Annotated in this window: 21 protein-coding genes; 14 read left to right on the top strand and 7 right to left on the bottom strand. The window is 65.7% G+C overall.

The annotated features are described in order from the left end of the window. Positions 1-129: 129 nt before the first annotated feature. From IP86_RS02015 to IP86_RS01995, 5 genes are all read left to right on the top strand, one after another. Positions 130-831, top strand: a complete 702-nt coding sequence (locus IP86_RS02015; RefSeq protein ID WP_054160910.1) for a response regulator transcription factor — start codon at positions 130-132, stop codon at positions 829-831. A gap of 153 nt (positions 832-984) precedes the next feature. Next, positions 985-2,784 (top strand): sensor histidine kinase, encoded by a 1,800-nt coding sequence (locus IP86_RS02010; protein WP_082363732.1) that lies wholly within the window; start codon positions 985-987, stop codon positions 2,782-2,784. 10 nt (positions 2,785-2,794) lie between these two features. Continuing rightward, positions 2,795-3,259, top strand: coding sequence for an HPr kinase/phosphorylase (locus tag IP86_RS02005; protein ID WP_054160900.1), 465 nt, complete (start codon positions 2,795-2,797; stop codon positions 3,257-3,259). A 188-nt stretch (positions 3,260-3,447) separates the two neighbouring features. Beyond that, positions 3,448-3,849, top strand: coding sequence for a PTS sugar transporter subunit IIA (locus tag IP86_RS02000; RefSeq protein ID WP_054160899.1), 402 nt, complete (start codon positions 3,448-3,450; stop codon positions 3,847-3,849). After that, on the top strand, positions 3,846-4,172 hold the full coding sequence (locus IP86_RS01995; protein ID WP_054160898.1) for an HPr family phosphocarrier protein: 327 nt from the start codon (positions 3,846-3,848) through the stop codon (positions 4,170-4,172). Before IP86_RS02000 ends, IP86_RS01995 begins: the two co-directional genes overlap by 4 nt. A gap of 197 nt (positions 4,173-4,369) precedes the next feature. Here the strand turns inward: IP86_RS01995 and IP86_RS01990 are convergent, their stop codons facing one another. Then, complete coding sequence (locus IP86_RS01990) at positions 4,370-5,905, bottom strand: glycosyltransferase family 39 protein (RefSeq protein ID WP_054160897.1); 1,536 nt, start codon at positions 5,903-5,905, stop codon at positions 4,370-4,372. 143 nt (positions 5,906-6,048) lie between these two features. Between IP86_RS01990 and lepA the strand changes: the two genes are divergently transcribed. Beyond that, complete coding sequence (lepA, locus tag IP86_RS01985) at positions 6,049-7,860, top strand: translation elongation factor 4 (protein ID WP_054160896.1); 1,812 nt, start codon at positions 6,049-6,051, stop codon at positions 7,858-7,860. Between the two features lie 5 nt (positions 7,861-7,865). Here lepA and IP86_RS01980 read toward each other — a convergent pair whose 3' ends face one another. Then, the gene (locus IP86_RS01980; protein WP_054160895.1) at positions 7,866-8,495 is read right to left on the bottom strand and encodes a RipA family octameric membrane protein; all 630 of its coding nucleotides are present in this window, start codon (positions 8,493-8,495) and stop codon (positions 7,866-7,868) included. Positions 8,496-8,763: 268 nt separating this feature from the next. Between IP86_RS01980 and IP86_RS01975 the strand changes: the two genes are divergently transcribed. Next, a complete protein-coding gene (locus IP86_RS01975; RefSeq protein WP_054160894.1) occupies positions 8,764-8,982 on the top strand; it encodes a DUF2283 domain-containing protein in 219 nt (72 codons plus the stop codon). A gap of 11 nt (positions 8,983-8,993) precedes the next feature. On the opposite strand, the gene IP86_RS01970 is transcribed toward IP86_RS01975, so the two are convergent. Next, positions 8,994-9,272 carry a DUF2442 domain-containing protein gene (locus tag IP86_RS01970; protein WP_197279591.1) on the bottom strand — a complete coding sequence of 93 codons (279 nt, stop codon included), beginning with the start codon at positions 9,270-9,272 and terminating at the stop codon, positions 8,994-8,996. Further along, positions 9,259-9,531, bottom strand: coding sequence for a DUF4160 domain-containing protein (locus IP86_RS01965; RefSeq protein WP_054160893.1), 273 nt, complete (start codon positions 9,529-9,531; stop codon positions 9,259-9,261). Before IP86_RS01965 ends, IP86_RS01970 begins: the two co-directional genes overlap by 14 nt. A 96-nt stretch (positions 9,532-9,627) precedes the next feature. Here IP86_RS01965 and IP86_RS01960 point away from each other — a divergent pair, with 96 nt between their 5' ends. Then, complete coding sequence (locus IP86_RS01960) at positions 9,628-9,870, top strand: antitoxin MazE-like protein (protein ID WP_054160892.1); 243 nt, start codon at positions 9,628-9,630, stop codon at positions 9,868-9,870. Positions 9,871-9,957: 87 nt separating this feature from the next. On the opposite strand, the gene IP86_RS01955 is transcribed toward IP86_RS01960, so the two are convergent. Next, positions 9,958-11,805 carry a phospholipase D-like domain-containing protein gene (locus IP86_RS01955; RefSeq protein ID WP_054160891.1) on the bottom strand — a complete coding sequence of 616 codons (1,848 nt, stop codon included), beginning with the start codon at positions 11,803-11,805 and terminating at the stop codon, positions 9,958-9,960. A gap of 253 nt (positions 11,806-12,058) precedes the next feature. Here IP86_RS01955 and aceK point away from each other — a divergent pair, with 253 nt between their 5' ends. The 4 genes from aceK (at position 12,059) to IP86_RS01935 (ending at position 18,671) form a co-directional block, all read left to right on the top strand. After that, positions 12,059-13,930 (top strand): bifunctional isocitrate dehydrogenase kinase/phosphatase, encoded by a 1,872-nt coding sequence (aceK, locus tag IP86_RS01950; RefSeq protein WP_502693980.1) that lies wholly within the window; start codon positions 12,059-12,061, stop codon positions 13,928-13,930. Between the two features lie 338 nt (positions 13,931-14,268). Continuing rightward, entirely contained in the window at positions 14,269-15,015 is a 747-nt protein-coding gene (locus IP86_RS01945; protein ID WP_054160889.1) for a sulfate transporter family protein, read from the top strand. A gap of 731 nt (positions 15,016-15,746) precedes the next feature. Then, complete coding sequence (bchO, locus tag IP86_RS01940) at positions 15,747-16,697, top strand: alpha/beta fold hydrolase BchO (RefSeq protein ID WP_054160888.1); 951 nt, start codon at positions 15,747-15,749, stop codon at positions 16,695-16,697. A 426-nt stretch (positions 16,698-17,123) separates the two neighbouring features. Further along, positions 17,124-18,671, top strand: a complete 1,548-nt coding sequence (locus IP86_RS01935; RefSeq protein ID WP_054160887.1) for a S10 family peptidase — start codon at positions 17,124-17,126, stop codon at positions 18,669-18,671. A 119-nt stretch (positions 18,672-18,790) separates the two neighbouring features. Here the strand turns inward: IP86_RS01935 and nth are convergent, their stop codons facing one another. Next, on the bottom strand, positions 18,791-19,573 hold the full coding sequence (gene nth / locus IP86_RS01930; protein ID WP_054160886.1) for an endonuclease III: 783 nt from the start codon (positions 19,571-19,573) through the stop codon (positions 18,791-18,793). Positions 19,574-19,595: 22 nt separating this feature from the next. Here nth and IP86_RS01925 point away from each other — a divergent pair, with 22 nt between their 5' ends. Together IP86_RS01925 and IP86_RS01920 are read left to right on the top strand one after the other, a co-directional pair. Next, the gene (locus IP86_RS01925) at positions 19,596-20,108 is read left to right on the top strand and encodes a DUF2244 domain-containing protein (protein ID WP_054160885.1); all 513 of its coding nucleotides are present in this window, start codon (positions 19,596-19,598) and stop codon (positions 20,106-20,108) included. Positions 20,109-20,157: 49 nt separating this feature from the next. Continuing rightward, entirely contained in the window at positions 20,158-21,057 is a 900-nt protein-coding gene (locus IP86_RS01920) for a methylated-DNA--[protein]-cysteine S-methyltransferase (RefSeq protein ID WP_054160907.1), read from the top strand. A gap of 177 nt (positions 21,058-21,234) precedes the next feature. Here IP86_RS01920 and IP86_RS01915 read toward each other — a convergent pair whose 3' ends face one another. Then, positions 21,235-21,855, bottom strand: a complete 621-nt coding sequence (locus tag IP86_RS01915) for a 2,3-bisphosphoglycerate-dependent phosphoglycerate mutase (protein ID WP_054160884.1) — start codon at positions 21,853-21,855, stop codon at positions 21,235-21,237. Positions 21,856-21,872 lie beyond the last annotated feature (17 nt).

The raw sequence follows: 21,872 nt of genomic DNA, 5'->3' as shown, positions 1-21,872 counted from the left end.
GCGGGTTTTGGGAACCGGCCACATTTCAGCCCAGCTTGCATTGCTCGTTGACTGTGCTTTTTGGGCAACCGCCAACCCGAGATCGCCGAATCGCTTCGCGGTCTAGCCACGCCTTTCGGAAAGAGCTTCATGCCGACAATCGCTTTGGTCGACGACGACCGCAACATTCTCACATCCGTTTCGATCGCTCTGGAAGCCGAGGGCTACCGGATCATGACCTATACGGATGGCGCGTCGGCCCTCGATGGCTTCCGCACCTCACCGCCTGATCTGGCCATCCTGGATATCAAGATGCCGCGGATGGACGGCATGGAGACGCTCCGGCGGCTGCGGCAGAAGTCCGACCTGCCAGTGATCTTCCTCACCTCCAAGGACGAGGAGATCGACGAGCTGTTCGGCCTCAAGATGGGCGCCGACGATTTCATCCGCAAACCGTTCTCGCAGCGCCTCTTGGTCGAGCGCGTCAAGGCGGTGCTGCGGCGCTCGGCGCCGAAGGACCCCGCCGCGGTGCCAAAGGAGAACGACGCCAAGGCGCTCGACCGCGGCCTGCTGCGCATGGACCCGGAGCGCCATACCTGCACCTGGAAGAACGAGCCGGTGACGCTGACAGTCACCGAATTCCTGATCCTGCAGGCGCTCGCGACCCGGCCCGGCGTGGTGAAGAGCCGCAATGCGCTGATGGACGCCGCCTATGACGATCAGGTCTATGTCGACGACCGCACCATCGACAGCCACATCAAGCGGCTGCGCAAGAAGTTCAAGATGGTCGACGACGACTTCGAAATGATCGAGACGCTGTACGGCGTCGGCTACCGCTTCAAGGAAACCTGATCGCGCCGCGGCGGCGATCGGGGCATCGAGCCTGACGCCGCCGTGCCGCTGCGATATGCTGGCGCATGATGCCGAAACGTGGAGACCGCTTTTCGGACAGGATCATGCGGCAACGACAATCGCTGATCGCCAACATCCGGGCAGGCTTGGCCATTGCTGGATCGCACCGCGCCTGATCAAGACCCCCGCGCCGGGGACGAGGCTGCCGCGCCCGACGATGTCGAGGCGACGGCGCCGCAATGGCCGCGGCCGCTCGCCTGGCTGCGCCGCGCCGGGCAGTTCTTCTTCACGCTGAGCTTCTCCAGCCTGACGCGGCGTATCCTGTCGCTCAATCTCGCCGGCCTGCTCGCGCTCTCCACCAGCATCCTCTACCTCTCGCAATTCCGCGCCGGCCTGATCGACGCCCGCGCCCAGAGCCTGCTGGTGCAGGCCGAAATCATCGCCGGCGCGATCGCCGCCTCGGCGACGGTCGAAACCAACACCATCACGATCGATCCGGACCGCCTGCTCGACCTCAAGCCCGGCGAGACCTACGGGCCGCCGGACGAATACGCGGTGCTGGATTTTCCGATCAATCCGGAGCGCGTTGCGCCGGTGCTGCGGCGGCTGATCTCGCCGACCAAGACGCGCGCCCGCATCTACGACCGCGATGGCGTGCTGATCCTCGACAGCCGCAGCCTGTATGGCCGCGGCGACGTGATGCGGTTCGAGCTGCCGCCGCCCGCGACCGAGAAGCCCGGCATCGTCGAGCGGGCGATGATCGCGATCCGCACCTGGCTCAATCGCGGCGACCTGCCGCTGTATCGCGAGCTCGGGCCGGAGAACGGCAACGGCTATCAGGAAGTCGCCGACTCGCTGAAAGGCCAGAAGAACTCGATGGTCCGCATCAACGACCGCGGCGAGGTGATCGTCTCGGTCGCGGTGCCGGTGCAGCGCTTCCGCGCCATCCACGGCGCGCTGATGCTGTCCACCCAGGGCGACGACATCGACCAGATGGTCACCGCCGAGCGGCTCGCCATCCTCAAAGTCTTCGGCCTCGCCGCCGTGGTGATGTTCGTGCTGTCGGTGCTGCTGGCCTCGACCATCGCCGGCCCGGTGCGGCGACTCGCCGACGCCGCCGAGCGGGTCCGCCGCCGCATCCGCGCCCGCGTCGAGATCCCCGACTTCACCACGCGGCGCGACGAGATCGGCCATCTGTCCGGCGCGCTGCGCGACATGACCGATTCGCTCTACAACCGCATCGAGGCGATCGAGGCGTTCGCCGCCGACGTCTCGCACGAGCTGAAGAACCCGCTGACCTCGCTGCGCTCCGCGGTCGAGACGCTGCCGCTGGCCAAGAACGAAAAGAGCCGCGCCCGGCTGCTGGCGGTGATCGAGCACGACGTCAAACGGCTCGACCGGCTGATCTCCGACATTTCCGACGCCAGCCGGCTCGACGCCGAACTGCAGCGCCAGGACGCCGCCCCGGTCGATCTGCGCCGGCTGCTGACGACGCTGACGCTGGTCGCCAACGAGACCCGGCTCGGCACCCATGCGGCCGTCGAGGTCCGGTTCGAGGGCCCGCCGACCGACACCTTCTCGGTGCCGGGTCATGATTCCCGGCTCGGCCAGGTGATCTCCAACCTGCTGTCGAACGCGCAATCGTTCTCCTGCGAGGGCGGCAAGGTGCAGATCGTCTGCCGCCGCCGCAAGACCGAGATCGAGATCGTGGTCGACGACGAAGGCCCGGGCATCCGCGACGACGCCTTCGACAAGATCTTCGAGCGCTTTTACACCGACCGGCCGCATCAGGGGTTTGGCCAGAATTCCGGCCTCGGCCTATCGATCTCCAAGCAGATCGTCGAGGCCCATGGCGGCAAGATCCGCGCCGAAAACCGCCCCGGCCCGCGCGGGCCGGACGGCGAGCCGACCGTCGCGGGTGCGCGCTTCGTGGTCCGGCTGCCGTCGACATGAGCGCGGCAACATGAGCGCGGCGCCGAGCGTCCACGCCACTGCCGTCAGGGTCGGCGGCCGCGCGGTGCTGATCCGCGGGCCCAGCGGCTCCGGCAAATCCCGCCTCGCCTTTGCGCTGATCGTCGCAGGGGGCTGCGGCCAGATCCCGCCGGCGGAACTGATCGGCGACGACCGTGTCTTGCTGCAGCGGCAGGGCGGCGAGCTGTGGGTGCGTCCGGTGCCGGAGCTCGCCGGGCTGATCGAAATCCGCGGCCTCGGCATCCGGCGCTGTCCGGTCGCGGCCGAAGCGGTGGTCGGCCTGGTCGTCGACCTCGCGGCGGACGATGCGGACCGCCTGCCGGCCGCGGCCGCGCTGGCGGTCGGACTGCAGGGCGTCCAATTGCCGCGGGTTCCGGTGGGTGCGGGCTACGATCCGCTACCCCTGGTCGTGGCGGCGCTGACGACGACCGACGCGCTGGCGCCTGCGACACAGTAGGACGATTGTTGGAAGGATTTTGGTAACCATATGAGCCACACTATCGTCACTGATTAGACCCGCCCTGGTTCCCGGTTTGTCCCTTTCTGGCAGGGAGAATCGCGAAGACCCCCTTGCGTAGGGGCTCTGGATGGTCAAAGTGACCCGTTCGCGCGGTGCACCCAAGAAGCGCCCGCGAGGAGTTTCCGATGATTGGTCTGGTACTTGTGACCCACGGGCGCCTTGCCGACGAGTTCAAGGCAGCGCTGGAACACGTGATGGGGCCGCAGAAACAAATCGAAGCCGTCACGATCGGCGCCGAGGATGACGCCGACTTGTGTCGCAGCGACATCATCGAGGCGGTGAATCGCGTCGACAGCGGCGACGGTGTGGCAATTCTGACCGACATGTTCGGCGGCACGCCCTCGAACCTGGCGATCTCCTGCATGAGCCGGCCGAAGGTCGAGGTGCTGGCGGGGATCAATCTTCCCATGCTGGTGAAGCTCGCCAAGGTCCGCGAGGAACGCACCCTGCCCGATGCGATCGCGCTGGCCCAGGAGGCCGGCCGCAAATACGTCACCATCGCCAGCCGGGTGTTGGCCGGCAAATGACCGCAGACGTGCCCCAGACCGCGCCGGACGCACAGGCGGGCACGCCCGCCGGAAAAATCTCCCGCGAAATCCCCGTCACCAACAAGCGCGGCCTGCACGCCCGGGCCTCGGCCAAATTCGTGCAGATGGCCGAGAAGTTCGACGCCGACATCACGGTGACCCGCAACGGCGAGACCGTCGGCGGAACCTCGATCATGGGCCTGATGATGCTGGCGGCCGGCATCGGCACCAGCGTCATCGTCGCGGCGACCGGCCCGCAGGCGAAGGAAGCCGTCGACGCGCTGGCCGAACTGATGGCCGGCAAATTCGGCGAAGAAGAGTAAGCCTCAGAGCCCCTCATCGGTGGATCGAGGCATGATTCCCTGTACACATTGCACTGAGTCCTCATCCTGAGGAACCCGGCGAAGCCGGGTGTCTCGAAGGATGGGGCCACGCGGGATGAGCAGCCCGTGGTTCGAGACGGCGCTTCGCGCCTCCTCACCATGAGGTCGTGTTTGAGGCTCGCCGGTGAGGTCGTCGCTTACTTCGCCGGGCCTTCCGGCAGCACCAGGAAGAACACGTCCTGCACGGTGCCGCCGGCGAGGCCGAACAGCGGGCGGCTGAGCCAGACCTTGCTGCGCAGGATCTGCTTCTGCCCCGCCACGATCTGCTCGGCCTTTGCCAGGCACGGCTGATCCGCCGCGGAACACACCAGCGCGCCGCCGCGCGCCGTGATCTCCGCTTTCAGCGCCGCGATGTCCGAGGTCTCGAACGCCCGCGTATCGGTGCGCAGGTAGTAGGCCGTGGTCTCGGCCAGCACGGTTTCGCCCGCCACCAGGCCGATCCGCTGGCTGCTATGGCGCTGCCACTCCTTGGCGATATCGTCGGCGAGCAGCGAGGCGTATTCGTACGGTTCTGGAGCGTTGGTGGTGTGGATCACCACCGCGACGCCCGGCGCCGCCGCCAGGATCGCCAGCGCCAACGCGGCGGCGCCGATCAGCACCTTGCGAAGCGCCGCGCGGCTGACCTCGATCAGGGGTGACGACAGCAGCACGATCGGCAGCAACGTATAGGCCGGCATCGCCCACAGCGGCACGATGCGCACGCCGGTCAGCAGCGCCACCGGCGCCGGCGCCACCAGCATCAACAGCTGCACCGTGAAGATCAGCCGGCGCTGCGGATCGGCCGGCCAGGCGCTCTCGGCCAGCGCCGCCCGCGACGGCCGCAGCAGCACCGCCCAGACGATCAGCGCCAGCGCCGCGTAGCCGACACAGCCGGCCAGATAGCTCAGCGTGTCGCGCGCGTTATGCAGCAAGCCGTCGGATTCATGCGCGGCCGCATAGGCGAACGACGGAAACCGGTGCTCGACCAGCCACGCCAGATGCGGCGCCAGCACCAGGCCGCCGACCACGATCATCAGCCACGGCGCCGGCGAGGCAAAGAACCGCCCCCGTCGCGCATCCAGCAGCGCGCCGAGCCCGAGCGCGCCGACCAGCACGATCGACCAGTATTTGCCCAGCATCGCGGCGCCGGCGAACAGCCCCGCCAGCGCCGGCCACAGCCAGCCCCGCGCCTCGAACGCCCGTAGAAAGCAATAGATCGTCAACGCCCAGAGCGGCAGCAGCACCGCATTGGCGTTGTATTTCAGCGCGATGAAATTGAAGAACGGGATGAAGGTCAGCAGCGCCAGCCCGAACAGCGCCTTCTCGGGCGCGAGATAGCGCCGCATCGTCCGCCAGGCGATGTAGAGCGTCAGCGCGATATTCACCGTCGCCAGCAGATGGAACGTGACGTCCGACACCGGCACCACGCTGAACCAGGCGCGGGTGACCAGCGCCGAGAACGGCGGATGCTTGTCATAGCCGAACGCCAGATGCCGCGACCAGGCATACAACTCCGAGACGTCGGCGTGGACGTCGCGCGGCCAGGTGGCGATCGTCCGGTAGGCCGTCCAGATCGCCGCATAGACCGCCAGCGACAGCACCACGGTGCGCTCCTGCCGCTGCGGATCGAGCAGCGCGGCGATCCAGCGATCGATCAAGGGCAGGCGGGTGCGGGAGGTGGCGAGCGAGGTCATCCGGACCCTGGGCTGGAGGCATCGGCGGCGGACATGATCCGCTTCCGCCGGCCCCGTCAAGCACGCCAAAAGCGGCGGTTTTTCGGGCGGTTGCGCCGTCCGTTCGCCTTGCCGGGCCGGAGTCCGGGTGCTATCTCGCGGCCATGACCACCGTCCCGATCGACAACATCCGCAACTTCTCCATCGTCGCCCATATCGACCATGGAAAGTCGACGCTCGCCGACCGCCTGATCCAGATCACCGGCGGCATGTCCGACCGTGAAATGGCCGGCAAGGAGCAGGTGCTCGATTCGATGGACATCGAGCGCGAGCGCGGCATCACCATCAAGGCGCAGACCGTGCGGCTGCATTACCGCGCCAAGGACGGCAAGGACTACATCTTCAACCTGATGGACACGCCCGGCCACGTCGACTTCGCTTACGAGGTGTCGCGGTCGCTGGCGGCCTGCGAGGGCTCGCTGCTGGTGGTCGACGCCTCGCAGGGCGTCGAGGCGCAGACCCTCGCCAACGTCTATCACGCGCTCGACGCCAATCACGAAATCGTCCCGGTGCTCAACAAGGTCGACCTGCCGGCCGCCGAGCCCGACAAGGTCAAGCAGCAGATCGAGGACGTCATTGGCCTCGACGCCTCCGACGCGGTGATGATCTCCGCCAAGACCGGCGTCGGCGTGCCCGACGTGCTGGAGGCGATCGTCACCCGCCTGCCGCCGCCGAAGGGCGACCGCGATGCGACGCTCAAGGCGCTGCTGGTCGATAGCTGGTACGACGTCTATCTCGGCGTCGTCGTGCTGGTGCGCGTCGTCGACGGCGTGCTGAAGAAGGGCCAGCGCATCCGCATGATGGGCACCGGCGCCGCCTACGATGTCGAGCGCGTCGGCTTCTTCACCCCCAAGATGGTCAATGTCGACGAGCTCGGCCCGGGCGAAGTCGGCTTCATCACCGCCGCCATCAAGGAAGTCGCCGACACCCGCGTCGGCGACACCATCACGGACGACAAGAAGCCGATCACCGAGATGCTGCCGGGCTTCAAGCCGGCGATCCCAGTGGTGTTCTGCGGCCTGTTCCCGGTCGACGCCGACGATTTCGAAACGCTGCGTGCCGCGATGGGCAAACTACGTCTCAACGACGCCAGCTTCTCGTTCGAGATGGAGACCAGCGCAGCGCTCGGCTTCGGCTTCCGCTGCGGCTTCCTCGGCCTGTTGCATCTGGAGATCATCCAGGAGCGGCTGTCCAGAGAGTTCGATCTCAACCTGATCGCGACCGCGCCGAGCGTGATCTATCACATGAAGCTCACCGACGGCACCGAGATGGAGATCCACAATCCGGTCGACATGCCGGACGTGGTCAAGATCGCCGAGATCCAGGAGCCGTGGATCGAAGCCACCATCCTGACGCCGGACGAGTATCTGGGCAGCGTGCTGAAGCTGTGCCAGGACCGCCGCGGCAATCAGAAGGAGCTGACTTACGTCGGCGCCCGCGCCATGGTGAAGTACGAACTGCCGCTCAACGAAGTGGTGTTCGACTTCTACGACCGGCTGAAGAGCGTGTCCAAGGGCTACGCCTCGTTCGACTATCACCTCACCGACTACAAGCCGGCGGATCTCGTCAAGATGCAGATCCTGGTCAACGCCGAGCCGGTGGATGCCCTCTCGATGCTGGTGCACCGGACCCGCGCCGAAGGCCGCGGCCGCGCCATGGTCGAGAAGATGAAAGAACTGATCCCGCCGCACATGTTCCAGATCCCGATCCAGGCGGCGATCGGCGGCAAGGTCATCGCCCGCGAAACCGTCCGCGCCCTGCGCAAAGACGTCACCGCCAAATGCTACGGCGGCGACATCACCCGAAAGCGCAAACTTCTGGAAAAGCAGAAGGAGGGCAAGAAAAAGATGCGGCAGTTCGGCAAGGTGGACATTCCGCAGGAGGCGTTCATTGCGGCGTTGAAGGTGGATGGGTGAGGCAATTACTTAAACTCCCGGTACCGTCGCGATATCGAGATTTGATCGTCTCTTCTCCGAGAGTTACCTTTCCAACATAGCGCGACTGTGCCGACCGCTGTGAGCAGGGACATTGCAATGAATGTTCCCGAGTACGGCGGATTCAGAAGGTCTTGTTTGACTAAAGTGCGCATTATCAAGATCAGCCACGCGATCGTCACCCCCAGCGCCAGAATATTGTTTATTCTGGAGGGCGAGTAGGGATAAGGCTCCGCCAAGTTGCACCACTTGTATGTCCGCCGATTTATTAGAGTCTTGTACAGCGGTCCCATGATCTCATCTTCCAACAAATCAACATGGCCCTCCCAATTCCGCTGCCAAGTTCCACTACCCCGATTTACAAGATACCAAGCCAACGAAAATAGAAATCCCAAACAACTAACGATGTAAGTATTGGCCAAGTCTGCAGCATCTTTCTGCAGCACAAAATAGCCTGCGAAAGACGCAGCAATAAATGCCCAGAAGTAGGTTGCTCTTTTCCAATACAGCTCAATCTCGAACTTTCGAATATCCAGCGCTTGCTTCAAAGCCTCTTCTCGCACCCTCCCTTTTGGGAATTCAGCAAGATACTTCTCCTGTTCATTTTGTTCGACCATTGTCCGGACTTCCTTGCTTCCAACTCTCTAACAATTGAAATGAGCATGATCTCCCGCACGCGCGCCGATCGTAATGCGTGCCGCTCGTCCTACACACCCTTACATTAGTACGTCGAGCTACACCATTCAGTGAGAAGCGTAGCAAAATCCTGGGGTATTCGTTGCGCCACGCATCTGGCGGGTGCATCTTGAGATTTTCCTGTGCCGGGACAAATTCGAGTACCCCAACTGTAAGCGTATTGTTCGATCGGAACGCGAGGCGAAAGCCATGACCGATATCACTTACGATCCAGAAGCCGACGCGGTTTATATTTCCGTGGCAAAGGGCAAGATCGAAGGTACCGAGGAAGCTGGCCCGTTCATCTACGATGTGGATAGTGAGGGGCGCGTGCTTGGGATCGAGATCCTGACCGCAACCAAAACGCTTGCGCCGGGCGATTGGCAAAATGCGCGCTTGCCCGGTAAGGCGGGCAACGCTGCGGAGTAGCGATCCGCCTGCTACTCCGCCGCATCCCCGACCGGTCGCAACTCGCCGGCGGCTTTCATTTCATCGTGCAGGGCAATCGGGTCCCAGTCATAGCCGTTCGGCCAGGTCGGCACGCCGTTCTCGACAAAAACGCGTTTGAAGTAGGTGGGGTCCTTGAGCGGCTCCAGCATCGGGCCGTGCTCGCTGAGAATATAGCCGAGATCGTGCTCTCCGACGGTGTCATCGGAGAACTCGAGTTTCAGCCGGTGACCATCAAGCGCTGTCGCGCGTCGCACCTTAATCAGCATCATCGTCCGGACCCGCAATTCGCTCGAGCATTTCGTGCCGTCGCGCCCGCTCCCAATTCGCCAGCAGTGCCGCCCGCCGCAACGTTACCCATCGTCGCACGATCAGCATCGCGGTCGGTGGCAGTTTGCCCCGCAACAGACTGGCGTCCTCGATCACCACCAACGCCTCATAACCTTGATAAATCACGTGGACATGAGGTGGGTTATGATCGCGATAATACATCGCGATGGCAATTCCGAGAAAGTACGCGATCGTCGGCACGCCCGCCTCCGCTTCGGTAGCCTCACAATAACACGCAATCGACTGGAAATGACAACCGGCAGTTGAGAACGACGTCCAATCGGTTACGTTGCCGTGATGCCAATTGATCCCGATGAGCTCGGCTCCCAAACGGCGGCCGACCCTGCGGCGACCCTCAAAGAGCGGCTGCGGGCGCAGGGCTTGCGACTGTTAGTGCGCAGTGTCCCTGACTTGCGTAACCCCGACGTTCTGGCCGATCTCCGTCGCGAAGCGGCAATGATGGCGCTTCATCCCGAGGATGATGCGCTTGATGATTGGATCGAGCAGGTCACCTATTGGGAGGCGTGGAGGCACTCGTAGCCCGGATGAGCGTAGCGGCATCCGGGTCTTTGACGATGCGCTGCGCTCCCCGGATGTCGCTTCGCTCATCCGGGCTACGGGACTCCCTCACCCAAACAACATCCGATCCACCGCATGCAGATCCTTCGGGTCGAAGTACTTCGCGACCCATGCGTCCGTGGTGCCGAGGAACCAGCCGGCGTCGACGGCGGCTTGGGCTTTGGAGGCTTTGGGCGGCGTCTTCCTGGTCTTTGACTTCGGCTTGCTCTTGTCGTTGCGGGCGACGCTGTCGAGGAAGTTGAAGTGGTCGACCAGCGCCAGCGCTTCGATGGCGAACACGGTGGCGACGTCGCCGTCGCGGATCGCCAGCAAATTGTCGCCGTTTTTCATCTCGCCGCCGGTGGCGAGGTTGGACGAGCCGCAGAACACCACGGGATCGTCGCCGTTGAAGCCGCAGACCACGAATTTGTGGTGAATCTGGTGTTTGACGCCGCCGATGTTCGGCACCTGGTTGAACGGCGGCGGCAGCTGAGTATTGGCCGGCTTGCCGGTCACCAGCACGCCACTGGTCTTGCCGAGCGGATACAGATAGATGCCGTCCGGATTGTCCGAGATGCCGAAGCTGAAAATGTTGGTGTTCTTGTGCAGCGTCTTCAGCGCCTCGTAGACCGGGCTGTTGCCATTGGCCATCTCCATCACGGCGAACAGCACGCTGCCCTTGCCCTTGCGCACCTTGGCTTCCTTGGCGATGCGATCGACGATCGGATCGAGCGCGCGGGCGGCGCCGTCTTCGTCGTGCGGCGCGAAGGTGAAGTTGGTGGCGGGCGTCGTCTTCGACGTCGTCGAGAAGGTCTGCTGCGACCAGTCGGACTTGATGAACGCCGCTTTCTTGACGTCGGTGTCCCACGCCTCGGCGAACACGCCCGCATAGAGGCCGGCGACCTGTGCGTCATTATAGATCACGATGTGGTTGGAATTGACGTAGAGGCCGGTCACCGAAAAATTGGTCGAGCCGGTCATCACCTTGACGGGGCTGGTCTTGCGGGCGCCGACGCGGGAGACGATGAACACCTTGTCGTGTGCGTAGCGGCCGAAATGGCCGCGCTTGATCAGCTCGCGTCGGCCCGCGGCCTTCTCGAACAGCTCGGTGAATTCGTCCTCCGGCTTGGGCTTGTCTTTGTCGTGATGCAGGTCCGCGTTGTCCAGGATGATGCGGATGCGGCCCTGCCTGGCGAGCTTCAAGAGACGCTGGATCAGGTCGGGCTCGTTGAGGTCGTAGGCGAACACGTCCAGCGTCAGCGCCTTGTCGGCCAGCACCTCGTCGAGAATCGCGAACATCTTCTCGCGCGCGGTGAAGCCGAGCCATTGATATTCGTCCGCGTAGGTGAAGGTCTCGCCGCGCGCATTGGTGCCGGAGACTTCCGACGTGTCGAACAGCAATTCGTGGTCGGACGGCTGGATCTTGGCCTTGAGGCCGAAGTGATTCACGAAGGCCTGCGACTGGGTGTAGCCGCGGGTGAAGCCGAGTTCGAGCCCGGCCTTGGCGAAGTGATTGACCTCGACCTTCACCGCGGCGCTGAGCGACGGATCGAGCGGCAGCAGCGCGCCGTTGTCGAAATAGCGCGGCGTCACCGTGTAGGTGTAGGGGCCGAGAAACGGCGTCAGCCCCTGGTGATTGACGCCCGGCACATGCAACCAGCGGAATTTGTGGATCGGCGCGTTGATGCTGGAGCGCGCCGGCTCCTTCGGATCCTGCGCGTGGTCGGCCGGCGTCTTGAACTGCAGCTCGTTGTAGATGTAGTACGCATCGCGCCCCTGCGGCTGGGCCTGGATGGTGAAGCCGGCGAGGTTCTTGGCGTCCGCCTTGCTGGCGAGGTTGAAGGCCAGCAGCGTCTTGGCATCGCCGCGATACGCAACCAGCGTGAGACTGCCCTTCGTCGCAACGACCTTGGCCATCTCGGCCTCCCTGAAAATGATCTGAAACTATCAAGCTGCTAATCGGCGCATTATCGCACGACGCCGCGCGCCCGCGATCGGCGCGGGAGGTGGCATGGTAGCAAAACGCGGTGACGGTTCTGCTGCGCCGCGGTAGCGCGACTGACCAAATCCGCACAGCCACAGCCGCGCGCCGCCCCAGCCGCGCCGAATTGACGCGCATGGCAAGGCCGATGTTTGCGGCAGATCACATTGCGCCGGAGCGGTTCGCCGCATGCTGGGCAGATCATCCACGACGCCCGCCACACGCTCGATCGCGCGGGCCCGGACAACGCCTATGACCACCCTGCCACTCGCGCCCGACCTCGACTCCGCCATCCGCATCGCCGAGCCGGATCCGGACCTGCTCGACGCGCTGGTGCGCAGCGACGATCCGGACGATCAGGCGCGCATTCTGGCGCGGGTGGTGCTGGCGGCGTTCGATCAGTACTACGCGGTGTCGCGGCGGATTCCGGCGCTCGCCAAGGCGGCGTTCGAGGCGCGCGACTGGCCGCTGACGGTGCGGCTGTCGAAGGCGCGGATCGGGCTCTACACCACCTGCATCGATCAGCTGGTACCGCCGCTGAAGGCCGGCCTGCCGGAGCTGGTCAAGCACGAGCAGCTCTGGCAGCGCGCCGAGGCCGAGCTGCTGGCCGCGATCGCCGGCCGCTACGAGGCCGATTTCGCGTTCGCGTTCTGGCACTCGCTGCGCCGCAAGCTGGTGGACGACGAATGGCGCCCGGTGTCCTACGATTCCGGCCCGGCGGCGCGGCCGCCGGCCTCATCCGCGCCGATCCTCGACGCCACCGTGACGACGCTGCCGATCCGCCCGGCGGTGATCCGCGACATTCTCGCGAGTGCCGGCCTCAACGCGCCGTGGAAGGATCTCGACGGCGACGCCGCGCTCGCCGCCACCGCGATCGAGGCGGCGCTGGAGCCGCTCGGCCCGCGCGACGGCGAACCGGCGCGGATCGAAATCGCGCAGTCCGGCTTCTTCCGCAATCGCGGCGCCTGCCTGATCGGCCGCGTCAAGCTGCGTGATCGTGGCGATATGCCGATCCGCAGCATTCCGCTGCTGATCGCGCTGCTCAACGAGGACGACGGCCTGGTGGTCGACGCCGTGCTGACCGACTCGGACGAGCTGCAATTCGCGTTCTCGTCGACGCTCGCCAATTATCACGCCACCAACCCGCATTATCACGAGCTCGCGCGCCTGCTCTACGAGCTGATGCCGAAGCGGCCGCTCGGCACGCAATATTCCTGCATCGGCTTCCATCACCTCGGCAAGGTCGCGGTGATGACCGAGATCCTGGCCGAGCATCAGCGCAGCAAGGAACGGCTCGCCACGGCGCCGGGCTTCAAGGGCACCGTGGCGATCGCCTTCACCATGCCGTCCTCGGCCTATGTGCTGAAGATCATCCGCGACCATCCGACCGACGACTACAAATTCGATTACTTCGACGGCCTCGACGCGGTGCTGCGCAAATACAATCTGGTGCACGAGATCGACCGCGCCGGCTCGATGCTCGACAACATCATCTATTCCAACGTCAAGCTCGACCGCACGATGTTCGCGCCCGATCTGCTCGACGAGCTGCTCGAGGCCGGCATCGGCACGGTGACGATGGAGCGCGGCGCGCTGGTGTTCCGGCATCTGATCGTGCAGATCAAGCTGACGCCGCTGCCGCTGTATCTGTCGACCGCCAAGCAGGTCGACGCCCGCGCCGCGGTGATCAATCTCGGCGACTGCATCAAGAACAACGCCGCCGCCGACATCTTCAACAAGGACCTCGACGGCCGCAATTACGGCGTCAGCCGCATCCGCAAGGTGTATCTGTTCGACTACGACGCGGTCGAGCCGCTCACCGACGTCAAGGTGCGCACCGCCGACGCGCCGCGCGGCACGTTCGAGGACGGCGTGCTGTTCCGCCCTTCCGACATGCTCGAAGGCCTGCGCATCGACGATCCCGCCCTGCGCCGCGTCTTCCGCGACGCGCATCCGGAACTGCTGCAGGCCGAGTATTGGCAGAGCATGCAGCAGGCGTTGCGTGCCGGACAGGTGCCGCGGGTGATGAACTACCCGGCAAAGCGGCGGCTGCGGGCGTAAAGGTCAAGCTCCCGGTCTTGTTTCCTGGCTCCTGCGTCTGCGCTCCATGGAGCGGGACCCGGCCAAACCAACCAGCCCTCATCCTGAGGAGCCCGGCGACGCCGGGCGTCTCGAAGGATGAGCTGCAGGGCAACGCGCGCACCGAGAGCGTGCGCGGCCCATCCTTCGAGACGCCGCGCTGCGCGCGGCTCCTCAGGATGAGGCGGAGTGTGTGGCGGCCGCTGTGAGCTCCAGCGGAACGCGACCTGCCATCGCGCCCACGACCCCATCCGCCCTTGCCGAACCCCGCCGCCGGCTCTACCTGTTCGAGGCTCTGTTTCGGACGAGGAAGGCCGCCCATGCTCGACGCCGCCATCAAGGCGCTGACTCAGATTCTGTCGCCGCCGATGCGCTCGATTCTGTGGCGTTCGATCGGCTTCGCGCTGGCGCTGATCGCGGTGGCGGCGATCGGGCTGCAGCGGCTGCTGAGCTGGGGCGCGTCCGCCAGCGAGCTGTGGGCCGAGACCGCGCTGGGCGGCTTTCAGACGCCGCTGCATATCCTGTCCTGGGTGATCTCGATCGCGGCCGGGCTCGGCATCGTGGTCGGCGCGGTGTTCCTGATGCCGGCGGTGACCTCGCTGGTGGCCGGCATCTTCGTCGACGAGGCCGCCGAGCATGTCGAGCGCGAATACTATCCGAACGAGCAGCCCGGCGTGGCGCTGCCGGTCGGCATCGCGACGATCGAGACCATCAAGACCGCGCTGCTGACCATTCTGGTGTATCTGATCGCGCTGCCGTTTCTGCTGGTCGGCGGCGTCGGCGTGATCGTGTTCTTCGTCGCCACCGCCTGGCTGCTCGGCCGTGAGTATTTCGAACTGGCGGCGATGCGCTTTCGGCCGGCCACCGAAGCCAAGGCGATGCGGCGCGACAACGCCACCACGGTGTTCATCGGCGGCCTGATCATCGCCGCCTTCGTGTCGATCCCGATCGTCAATCTGGCGACGCCGCTGTTCGGCATGGCCTTCATGGTGCATCTGCACAAGCGCCTGTCCGGCTCCCGCCCGGAAATCATCGCGCCGGACCGGCGGCGGGTGACGATGAGCTGAGCGGCGGTAGGCGCAGATATGAGCTGCGAGCGCGTCCTCACACTCTTCCGTCATTGCCGGGCTTGACCCGGCAATCCATCCCCTTCGCAACACGCTTTTCAGCAGCGCGCTTTCGCGCGCGATGGATGCGCGGGTCAAGCCCGCGCATGACGGCTAGTGGAAACGCAGCGACCGCGCTTACTTCTCGCGCGTCTCGCCGCCGAGGCGGCGCTTCACCGCATGGGCGACTTCCTGCGCGGCGCCGCCGACGATCATCAGCACGAAGCTGGCAAAATGAGACATCTTCATCGCTTGGCTCTCCGTTCGAGCCGAGCGCGCGGCAAATCGCGCCGGTTACCACCATGGCCGATGATAAGCGTGTTCACCGAAAGCGCTCGTTGCGATTGATATTGGACCGCATCTGCCGGCTTCAAACGGGAAATCGCACGTTTCACGGACGATTTCACGCCTGTCACGACGCGCGGACAGTTTTCGTCAGCCGCGCGCGTCATCGATGTGGTGCGGTGTGTGGCGAGTGTCCGGACGAGCTGACGCCTGGTGTCAACCGGGAGCATGAGACCGCAGGCCGCTCGTCCCCATCGGGCGAATCGCCCCCCGACGACGCGCGCCACGAACCCTAACTAATTACCAGCAGCAGATATCCTGTCGCACGCTCGGAACCCTGCGAGTGCTACGCATTTGACAGCCTGCCCCGGCGATGGTGCCATGGGTGCAACAACGAGAACACTGGCATGCCGCGCGCCCTCAACGACAACCATCCGCAGTCCTTCGCGGCGTCGCTCGCCAAGCCGAACTGGATCGACCACGGCCGTGACTGGCCGCATCGCCAGACCAGTAGCTTCGTGCACGCCGCCGGCCTGCGCTGGCACGTGCAGCAGATGGGACGCGGCCCGGTGGTGCTGCTGATCCACGGCACCGGCGCGGCGACGCATTCGTGGCGCACGCTGGCGCCGCTGCTGGCCGAGCATTTCACCGTGGTGGCGCCGGACCTGCCGGGCCACGGCTTCACCGCCACGCCGCAGGCTTCGCGAATGTCGATGGCCGCGATGGCGCAGGATCTGACGGCGCTGCTGCGCGGGCTCGGCCATCGCCCGGTGATGGTAGCGGGCCATTCGGCCGGCGCCGCAGTGGCGGCGCGGATGTGCCTCGACGGCAGCATCGCGCCGGCCGCGCTGGTCGGCCTCAACGCCGCGCTGCTGCCGATCGGCGGCGCCGCCAGCCGCTACATGCTGCCGCTGGCGCGGATGCTGGCAACCAGCGCGCTGGTGCCGCGGCTGGTGGCGCGCTTCGCCCGCAACCCCGGCATGGTGGAGCGCATGATCGCCGACACCGGCTCGACGCTCGATGACGCCGGCGTCGACTATTATCGCCGCCTGGTCGGCAGCCCCGGCCATGTCGCCGCGGCGATCCGGATGATGGCGAGCTGGCGGCTCCACGAACTCGCGGCGCAGCTGCCGCAGCTCGCGCCGCGCCTGCTGCTGATCGCCGGCAGCAACGACAAGACCATCGCCAGCAAGGACGCGACCCGCGTCCAGGCGATGGTCCCCGGCGCCCGCGTCGAAGTGATGCAGGGCCTCGGCCACCTCGCCCACGAAGAACGCCCGCACGACGTCGCCGGCCTGATGACCGAACTGGCGCGCGAAGCCGGGCTGCTGCGTCCGATGGCGGTGGCGGCGGAGTAATCGCCGCTCCGATCACCCCACATCGTCGCCCCGGCTGATCGAAGCACTCTCCCCAACTCCGACGGTCGTCGCCCGGCTTGACCGGGCGACCCAGTATTCCCAGGCATCCATGGCGACACACCGTGGCTATCAACGAACGCTCTGGGATACTGGGCCCTCCGCTTTCGCGGAGGGTGACGGGCGGTGTATGGGGCGCGACCGTGCTTCCCCCGTCATTGCCGGGCTTGACCCGGCAATCCATCCTCTTCGCCAAGGCTCTCGCAGCGCGCTGACGCGCGCGATAGATGCGCGTGTCGAGCCCGCGCATGACGGCCTGTGAGATGGCGCACGTTCTCGTCGCTAAACCGACGTAGTTCGGCGGCATCTATCTTTGGCAATATTTGCCTCGTTGCGTCCAAGCCAACGGGGCCTGCTCAAGGAGACATCATGGTCAGGTCGCTCGGGTTCTGTCGTGCCGCATTGCTGGCGATGCTGGTCGCCACACCGTCGATGGCGCCGTTGCATGCGCAGGACGCCGCGCCGGCAGCCGCGCACAACAAATCCGGCAGCGCATCGGCCGGCAAGGCCGCGGCCGCCGAGACGGACTCCAATCGGCTGCCGCCGGACTCGATCACCAAGCACACGCTGGCGCTGCCGGGGCGCAGCCTCGCCTTCACCGCCACCGCCGGCACCATCCGGCTGTTCAACGACAAGAGCGAGCCGCAGGCCGACATCGCGTATACGGCCTATCAGCTCGACGCTGCGGACGCGCGGACGCGGCCGGTGACGTTTCTGTTCAACGGCGGGCCGGGCGCCTCCTCGGCGTGGCTGCAGCTCGGCGCCGCCGGGCCATGGCGGCTGCCGCTGGCGGGCGACGCGGCATCGGCTTCGGCGACACCGGCGCTGCTGCCGAACGCCGAGACCTGGCTCGACTTCACCGATCTGGTGTTCATCGATCCGGTCAGCACCGGCTACAGCCGCTTCGTCGCCGAGGGCGAGGATGTGCGCAAACGGTTCTATTCGGTCGATGGCGACGTCGCGGCGCTGTCGCTGGTGATCCGCCGCTGGCTGGAGCAGCACGACCGGCTGCTGTCGCCGAAGTACGTGGCCGGCGAAAGCTATGGCGGCATCCGCGGCCCGCGCGTGGTGCGCGACCTGCAGACCAAGCAGGGCGTCGGCATCAAGGGCCTGATCCTGGTATCGCCGGTGCTCGACTTCCGCGAACTCTCCGGCTCGAGCCTGCTGCAATACGTCACGCGGCTGCCCAGCATGGCGGCGGTGGCGCGACAGCAGAAGGGGCCCGAGAAAGGGACGATGACCCGCGCCGCGATGGCCGATGTCGAGAGCTACGCGCGCGGCGAGTATCTGGCGGATCTCGTCAAGGGCGAGGCCGATCAGGACGCGACCAAGCGCCTGTCCGATCGCGTCGCCGCACTGACCGGCATCGATCCGGTCGTCAGCCGCCGATTAGCAGGACGGCTCGACACCTCCGAATTCCAGCGCGAATTCGCCCGCGCCAGCGGCAAGGTCACCGGCCGGTTCGACGGCTCGGTGCAGGGCCTCGATCCTTTCCCGGATTCCAGCGAGGGCCAGTTCGGCGATCCCTCCGCCGACGCGCTGATCGCGCCGCTGACCAGCGCCGCGGTCGACCTTACCCGCAACAAACTGAACTGGCGGCCGAGCGGCTCGTATCAGCTGCTCAACGGCGCGGTCTCCGGCCAGTGGGATTTCGGCCGCGGACGGCATCCCGTGGAGTCGGTGACGCAGCTGCGCGAAATCCTCGCGGTCGATCCGAAGCTGCGCGTGCTGGTCACCGGCGGCCTGTACGATCTCGCCGCGCCGTATTTCGGCAACCAGATCGTACTCGATCAGCTGCCGCCGACGCTGGCGCAGAACCGCGTCAACCTGATCGTCTATCCCGGCGGCCACATGTTCTACGCCGACGACCCGGCGCGTCAGTCGCTCCGCGACGACGTCAAGGCGATGATGAAGTAGTTACTTCGGCAAAGCCCATCCCCGTCATTGCGAGCGAAGCGAAGCAATCCAGCTCAGTGCACGGCGCTGGATTGCTTCGTCGCTGCGCTCCTCGCAATGACGAGAGGGCGGCGAACTAACTACACGGTCTTCTCCGGCCAGCGGCACAGGTCGTTGATCAGGCACACCTCGCAGCGCGGCTTGCGGGCCAGGCACGTGTAGCGTCCGTGCAGGATCAGCCAGTGGTGGGCGTGCTGCATGAACTCCGCCGGGATCACCTTCTCGAGTGCGAGCTCGACCGCCAGCGGCGTATCGCCCGGCGCCAGCCCGGTGCGATTGCCGACGCGAAAAACATGCGTATCGACCGCCATGGTCGGCTGACCGAACGCCATGTTGAGCACGACGTTAGCGGTCTTGCGGCCGGCGCCCGGCAGCGTTTCCAATTCTTCGCGCGTGCGCGGCACCACGCCACCAAAGTCGGTGATCAGCTTTTGCGACAGCGCAATCACGTTCTTCGCCTTGGTGCGAAAAAGGCCGATGGTCTTGATCGCCTCCCGCACCCGCTCCTCGCCGAGCGCCAGCATTTTGGCCGGCGTATCGGCGATCGCGAACAGCGACCTCGTCGCCTTGTTGACGCCGGCGTCGGTCGCCTGCGCCGACAGCACCACCGCGACGAGGAGCGTGAACGGGTTGACGTGCTCGAGCTCGCCCTTCGGCTCCGGGTTGGCCTTGGCGAAACGGGTGAAGGCTTCGCGAACCTCGGCGGCGGTCCAGCGGCGCGGGGCTTTGCTGCGCTTCGGCGGCTGCCCCGAGTTTGCCACAAGCTTTTTCGGCTGCTTCGGCTTCGCAACTGGGGCGGCCGCGGCCGTCTTGGCGGATTTCGGGGCGACGGGAACGGAGAGTCGGCGCGTGGATTTCGGCATGGAGGAGGTATAATATTCCGCAATGATCACAGACAGCGATCTTGATCCGGATCGGCCGCAACCGAAACTGTTTTCGGCATTGCTCAAGCCGCATCGCGCCTTGAGTCACAAGGCTTTTCTGGTGCTGATGGGGTGCCTCGGCACGATCAGCTTCGCGGCCGGGATCGGGTTCTGGATGATGGGCGCCTGGCCGGTGTTCGGCTTCTTCGGCCTCGACCTGCTGGCTGTCACCATCGCTTTCCGGGTGGTCTTCGCGCGCGGCCGCGCCAGTGAGGAAATCTCCATCACGCCCAATGAGTTACGCATCCGCCGCACGTCGCATCGCGGCGACGTCGCCGAATGGGTGCTGAACCCGCTCTGGGTCCGGCTGGAAAAGATCGTGCATGCCGAATTCGGCATCGAGCGGCTATATCTGGTCTCGTCCGGCCGCCGCGTCAGCATCGCCAGCTTCCTCGGCGCCGACGAAAAGGCGAGTTTCGCCAATGCGTTGAGTGCCGCGCTCGACGCCGCCCGGCGCGGCCCGGTGTACAACTGAGGCCGGAAACCGGGTGGCGACGGCCGTCCCGCCGGCTATCATCGGCCGCATGATGAACCTCGCCGTCTCCGACCACATCCTCGCGAAACCCGGCCCGCGCGATGCCGCGCTCGCCGACTACGACTGCGTCCGCCGCGCCATCGCGTTCATCTCGCAGAAGTGGAAAACCCAACCCGCCGTTGAAGATATCGCCGACGCCGCCGGCCTGACGCCCGACGAACTGCACCATCTGTTCCGCCGCTGGGCCGGGCTGACGCCGAAGGCGTTCATGCAGGCGCTGACGCTCGACCATGCCAAGAGCCTGCTGCGCGATTCCGCCAGCGTGCTCGATGCCGCGCTGGAATCGGGACTATCAGGCCCCGGCCGGCTGCACGATCTGTTCGTGACGCATGAAGCCATGTCGCCGGGCGAATGGAAGAGCGGCGGCGCCGGGTTGACGCTGCGCTACGGCTTTCATCCCTCGCCGTTCGGCACCGCGGTGGTGATCGCCTCGGAGCGCGGCCTCGCCGGGCTCGCCTTCGCCGACCCGGGCGAGGAGCAGGCAGCGTTCGTCGATCTGCAGCAGCGCTGGCCCCGCGCGACCTGCTTGGCCGATCAGGACTTCACCGCGCCGTTCGCCAGCCGCGTGTTCGACCCGGCGCAATGGCGCGCCGAGCAGCCACTGCGCGTGGTGCTGATCGGCACCGATTTCGAAGTGCGGGTGTGGCAGACGCTGCTGAAGATCCCGATGGGCAAGGCGCTGTGCTACTCGGACATCGCCAACCGCATCGCGTCCCCGAAGGCCTCGCGCGCGGTCGGCGCCGCGATCGGCAAAAACCCGATCTCCTTCGTGGTCCCTTGCCACCGAGCGCTCGGCAAGAGCGGCGCACTCACCGGCTATCACTGGGGTCTGACCCGCAAGCAGGCGATGATCGGCTGGGAAGCGGGACGGATCGGGGCCGGCAGTTAGTTCCTCCTCCCGGGCAAGGCCGGAAGGACACAGATCAACGTTGTTGCGAGCCGACGGGTCGGCGCAAAGCGCCGCCCGATGACAGGCTCCGCGAAACAATCTAGCTTCGTGCACTGAGCTATGGATTGCTTCGTCGCTGCGCTCCTCGCAATGACGAGGAGAGAGTTCGCGAAATGATCAGGCGAGATCGACCACCGACGCGACGGTCGAGTCCGCGTTGAGGCGGTACACCACCGGCGCGCCGGTGCCGAGTTCGCGCTTGAGGATCTGCTCGGGCGTCAGCTTTTCCAGCACCATGATCAGCGCGCGCAGCGAATTGCCGTGCGCCGCCACGATGGTGCGCTCGCCGCGCAGCACGCCGGGCAGGATTTCCTGCACGTAGTAGGGCAGGGTTCGCGCCAGCGTGTCCTTGAGGCTCTCGCCGCCGGGCGGCGGCACATCGTACGAGCGGCGCCAGATGTGGACCTGCTCCTCGCCCCATTTGGCGCGCGCGTCGTCCTTGTTGAGACCCGACAGATCACCGTAGTCGCGCTCATTCAGCGCCAGGTTCTTGGTGGTCTTCAGCCCGGTCTGGCCGAGCTCGGCGAGCATCAGTTCGAGCGTGGTCTGGGCGCGGGTCAGCACCGAGGTGAAGGCGACGTCGAACGACAGACCTTCGGCCTTCAGCTTCTGGCCGGCGGCCTTCGCTTCGGCGATGCCCTTTTCGGTCAGGCCCGGATCCTTCCAGCCGGTGAACAGGTTCTTGAGGTTCCATTCGCTCTGGCCGTGGCGGACCAGGACGAGAAGACGATCGCTCATTGTCGGAATTCCGTTTC

The organism is Rhodopseudomonas sp. AAP120, assembly GCF_001295845.1.
In the GTDB taxonomy this organism is placed as follows: domain Bacteria; phylum Pseudomonadota; class Alphaproteobacteria; order Rhizobiales; family Xanthobacteraceae; genus Rhodopseudomonas.
Note: the sequence above shows the minus strand (reverse complement) of the source record. Positions and strands in the feature narration are given on the sequence as shown.

Excerpts from the sequence above, each read along its gene's own strand:
- IP86_RS02015 (WP_054160910.1), top strand. The coding sequence starts at position 130 with ATGCCGACAATCGCTTTGGTCGACGACGACCGCAACATTCTCACATCC.
- IP86_RS02005 (WP_054160900.1), top strand. The coding sequence starts at position 2,795 with ATGAGCGCGGCGCCGAGCGTCCACGCCACTGCCGTCAGGGTCGGCGGC.
- IP86_RS02000 (WP_054160899.1), top strand. The coding sequence starts at position 3,448 with ATGATTGGTCTGGTACTTGTGACCCACGGGCGCCTTGCCGACGAGTTC.
- IP86_RS01995 (WP_054160898.1), top strand. The coding sequence starts at position 3,846 with ATGACCGCAGACGTGCCCCAGACCGCGCCGGACGCACAGGCGGGCACG.
- IP86_RS01990 (WP_054160897.1), bottom strand. The coding sequence starts at position 5,905 with ATGACCTCGCTCGCCACCTCCCGCACCCGCCTGCCCTTGATCGATCGC.
- lepA (WP_054160896.1), top strand. The coding sequence starts at position 6,049 with ATGACCACCGTCCCGATCGACAACATCCGCAACTTCTCCATCGTCGCC.
- IP86_RS01980 (WP_054160895.1), bottom strand. The coding sequence starts at position 8,495 with ATGGTCGAACAAAATGAACAGGAGAAGTATCTTGCTGAATTCCCAAAA.
- IP86_RS01975 (WP_054160894.1), top strand. The coding sequence starts at position 8,764 with ATGACCGATATCACTTACGATCCAGAAGCCGACGCGGTTTATATTTCC.
- IP86_RS01970 (WP_197279591.1), bottom strand. The coding sequence starts at position 9,272 with ATGATGCTGATTAAGGTGCGACGCGCGACAGCGCTTGATGGTCACCGG.
- IP86_RS01960 (WP_054160892.1), top strand. The coding sequence starts at position 9,628 with ATGCCAATTGATCCCGATGAGCTCGGCTCCCAAACGGCGGCCGACCCT.
- IP86_RS01955 (WP_054160891.1), bottom strand. The coding sequence starts at position 11,805 with ATGGCCAAGGTCGTTGCGACGAAGGGCAGTCTCACGCTGGTTGCGTAT.
- aceK (WP_502693980.1), top strand. The coding sequence starts at position 12,059 with ATGCTGGGCAGATCATCCACGACGCCCGCCACACGCTCGATCGCGCGG.
- IP86_RS01945 (WP_054160889.1), top strand. The coding sequence starts at position 14,269 with ATGCTCGACGCCGCCATCAAGGCGCTGACTCAGATTCTGTCGCCGCCG.
- bchO (WP_054160888.1), top strand. The coding sequence starts at position 15,747 with ATGCCGCGCGCCCTCAACGACAACCATCCGCAGTCCTTCGCGGCGTCG.
- IP86_RS01935 (WP_054160887.1), top strand. The coding sequence starts at position 17,124 with ATGGTCAGGTCGCTCGGGTTCTGTCGTGCCGCATTGCTGGCGATGCTG.
- nth (WP_054160886.1), bottom strand. The coding sequence starts at position 19,573 with ATGCCGAAATCCACGCGCCGACTCTCCGTTCCCGTCGCCCCGAAATCC.
- IP86_RS01925 (WP_054160885.1), top strand. The coding sequence starts at position 19,596 with ATGATCACAGACAGCGATCTTGATCCGGATCGGCCGCAACCGAAACTG.
- IP86_RS01920 (WP_054160907.1), top strand. The coding sequence starts at position 20,158 with ATGATGAACCTCGCCGTCTCCGACCACATCCTCGCGAAACCCGGCCCG.
- IP86_RS01915 (WP_054160884.1), bottom strand. The coding sequence starts at position 21,855 with ATGAGCGATCGTCTTCTCGTCCTGGTCCGCCACGGCCAGAGCGAATGG.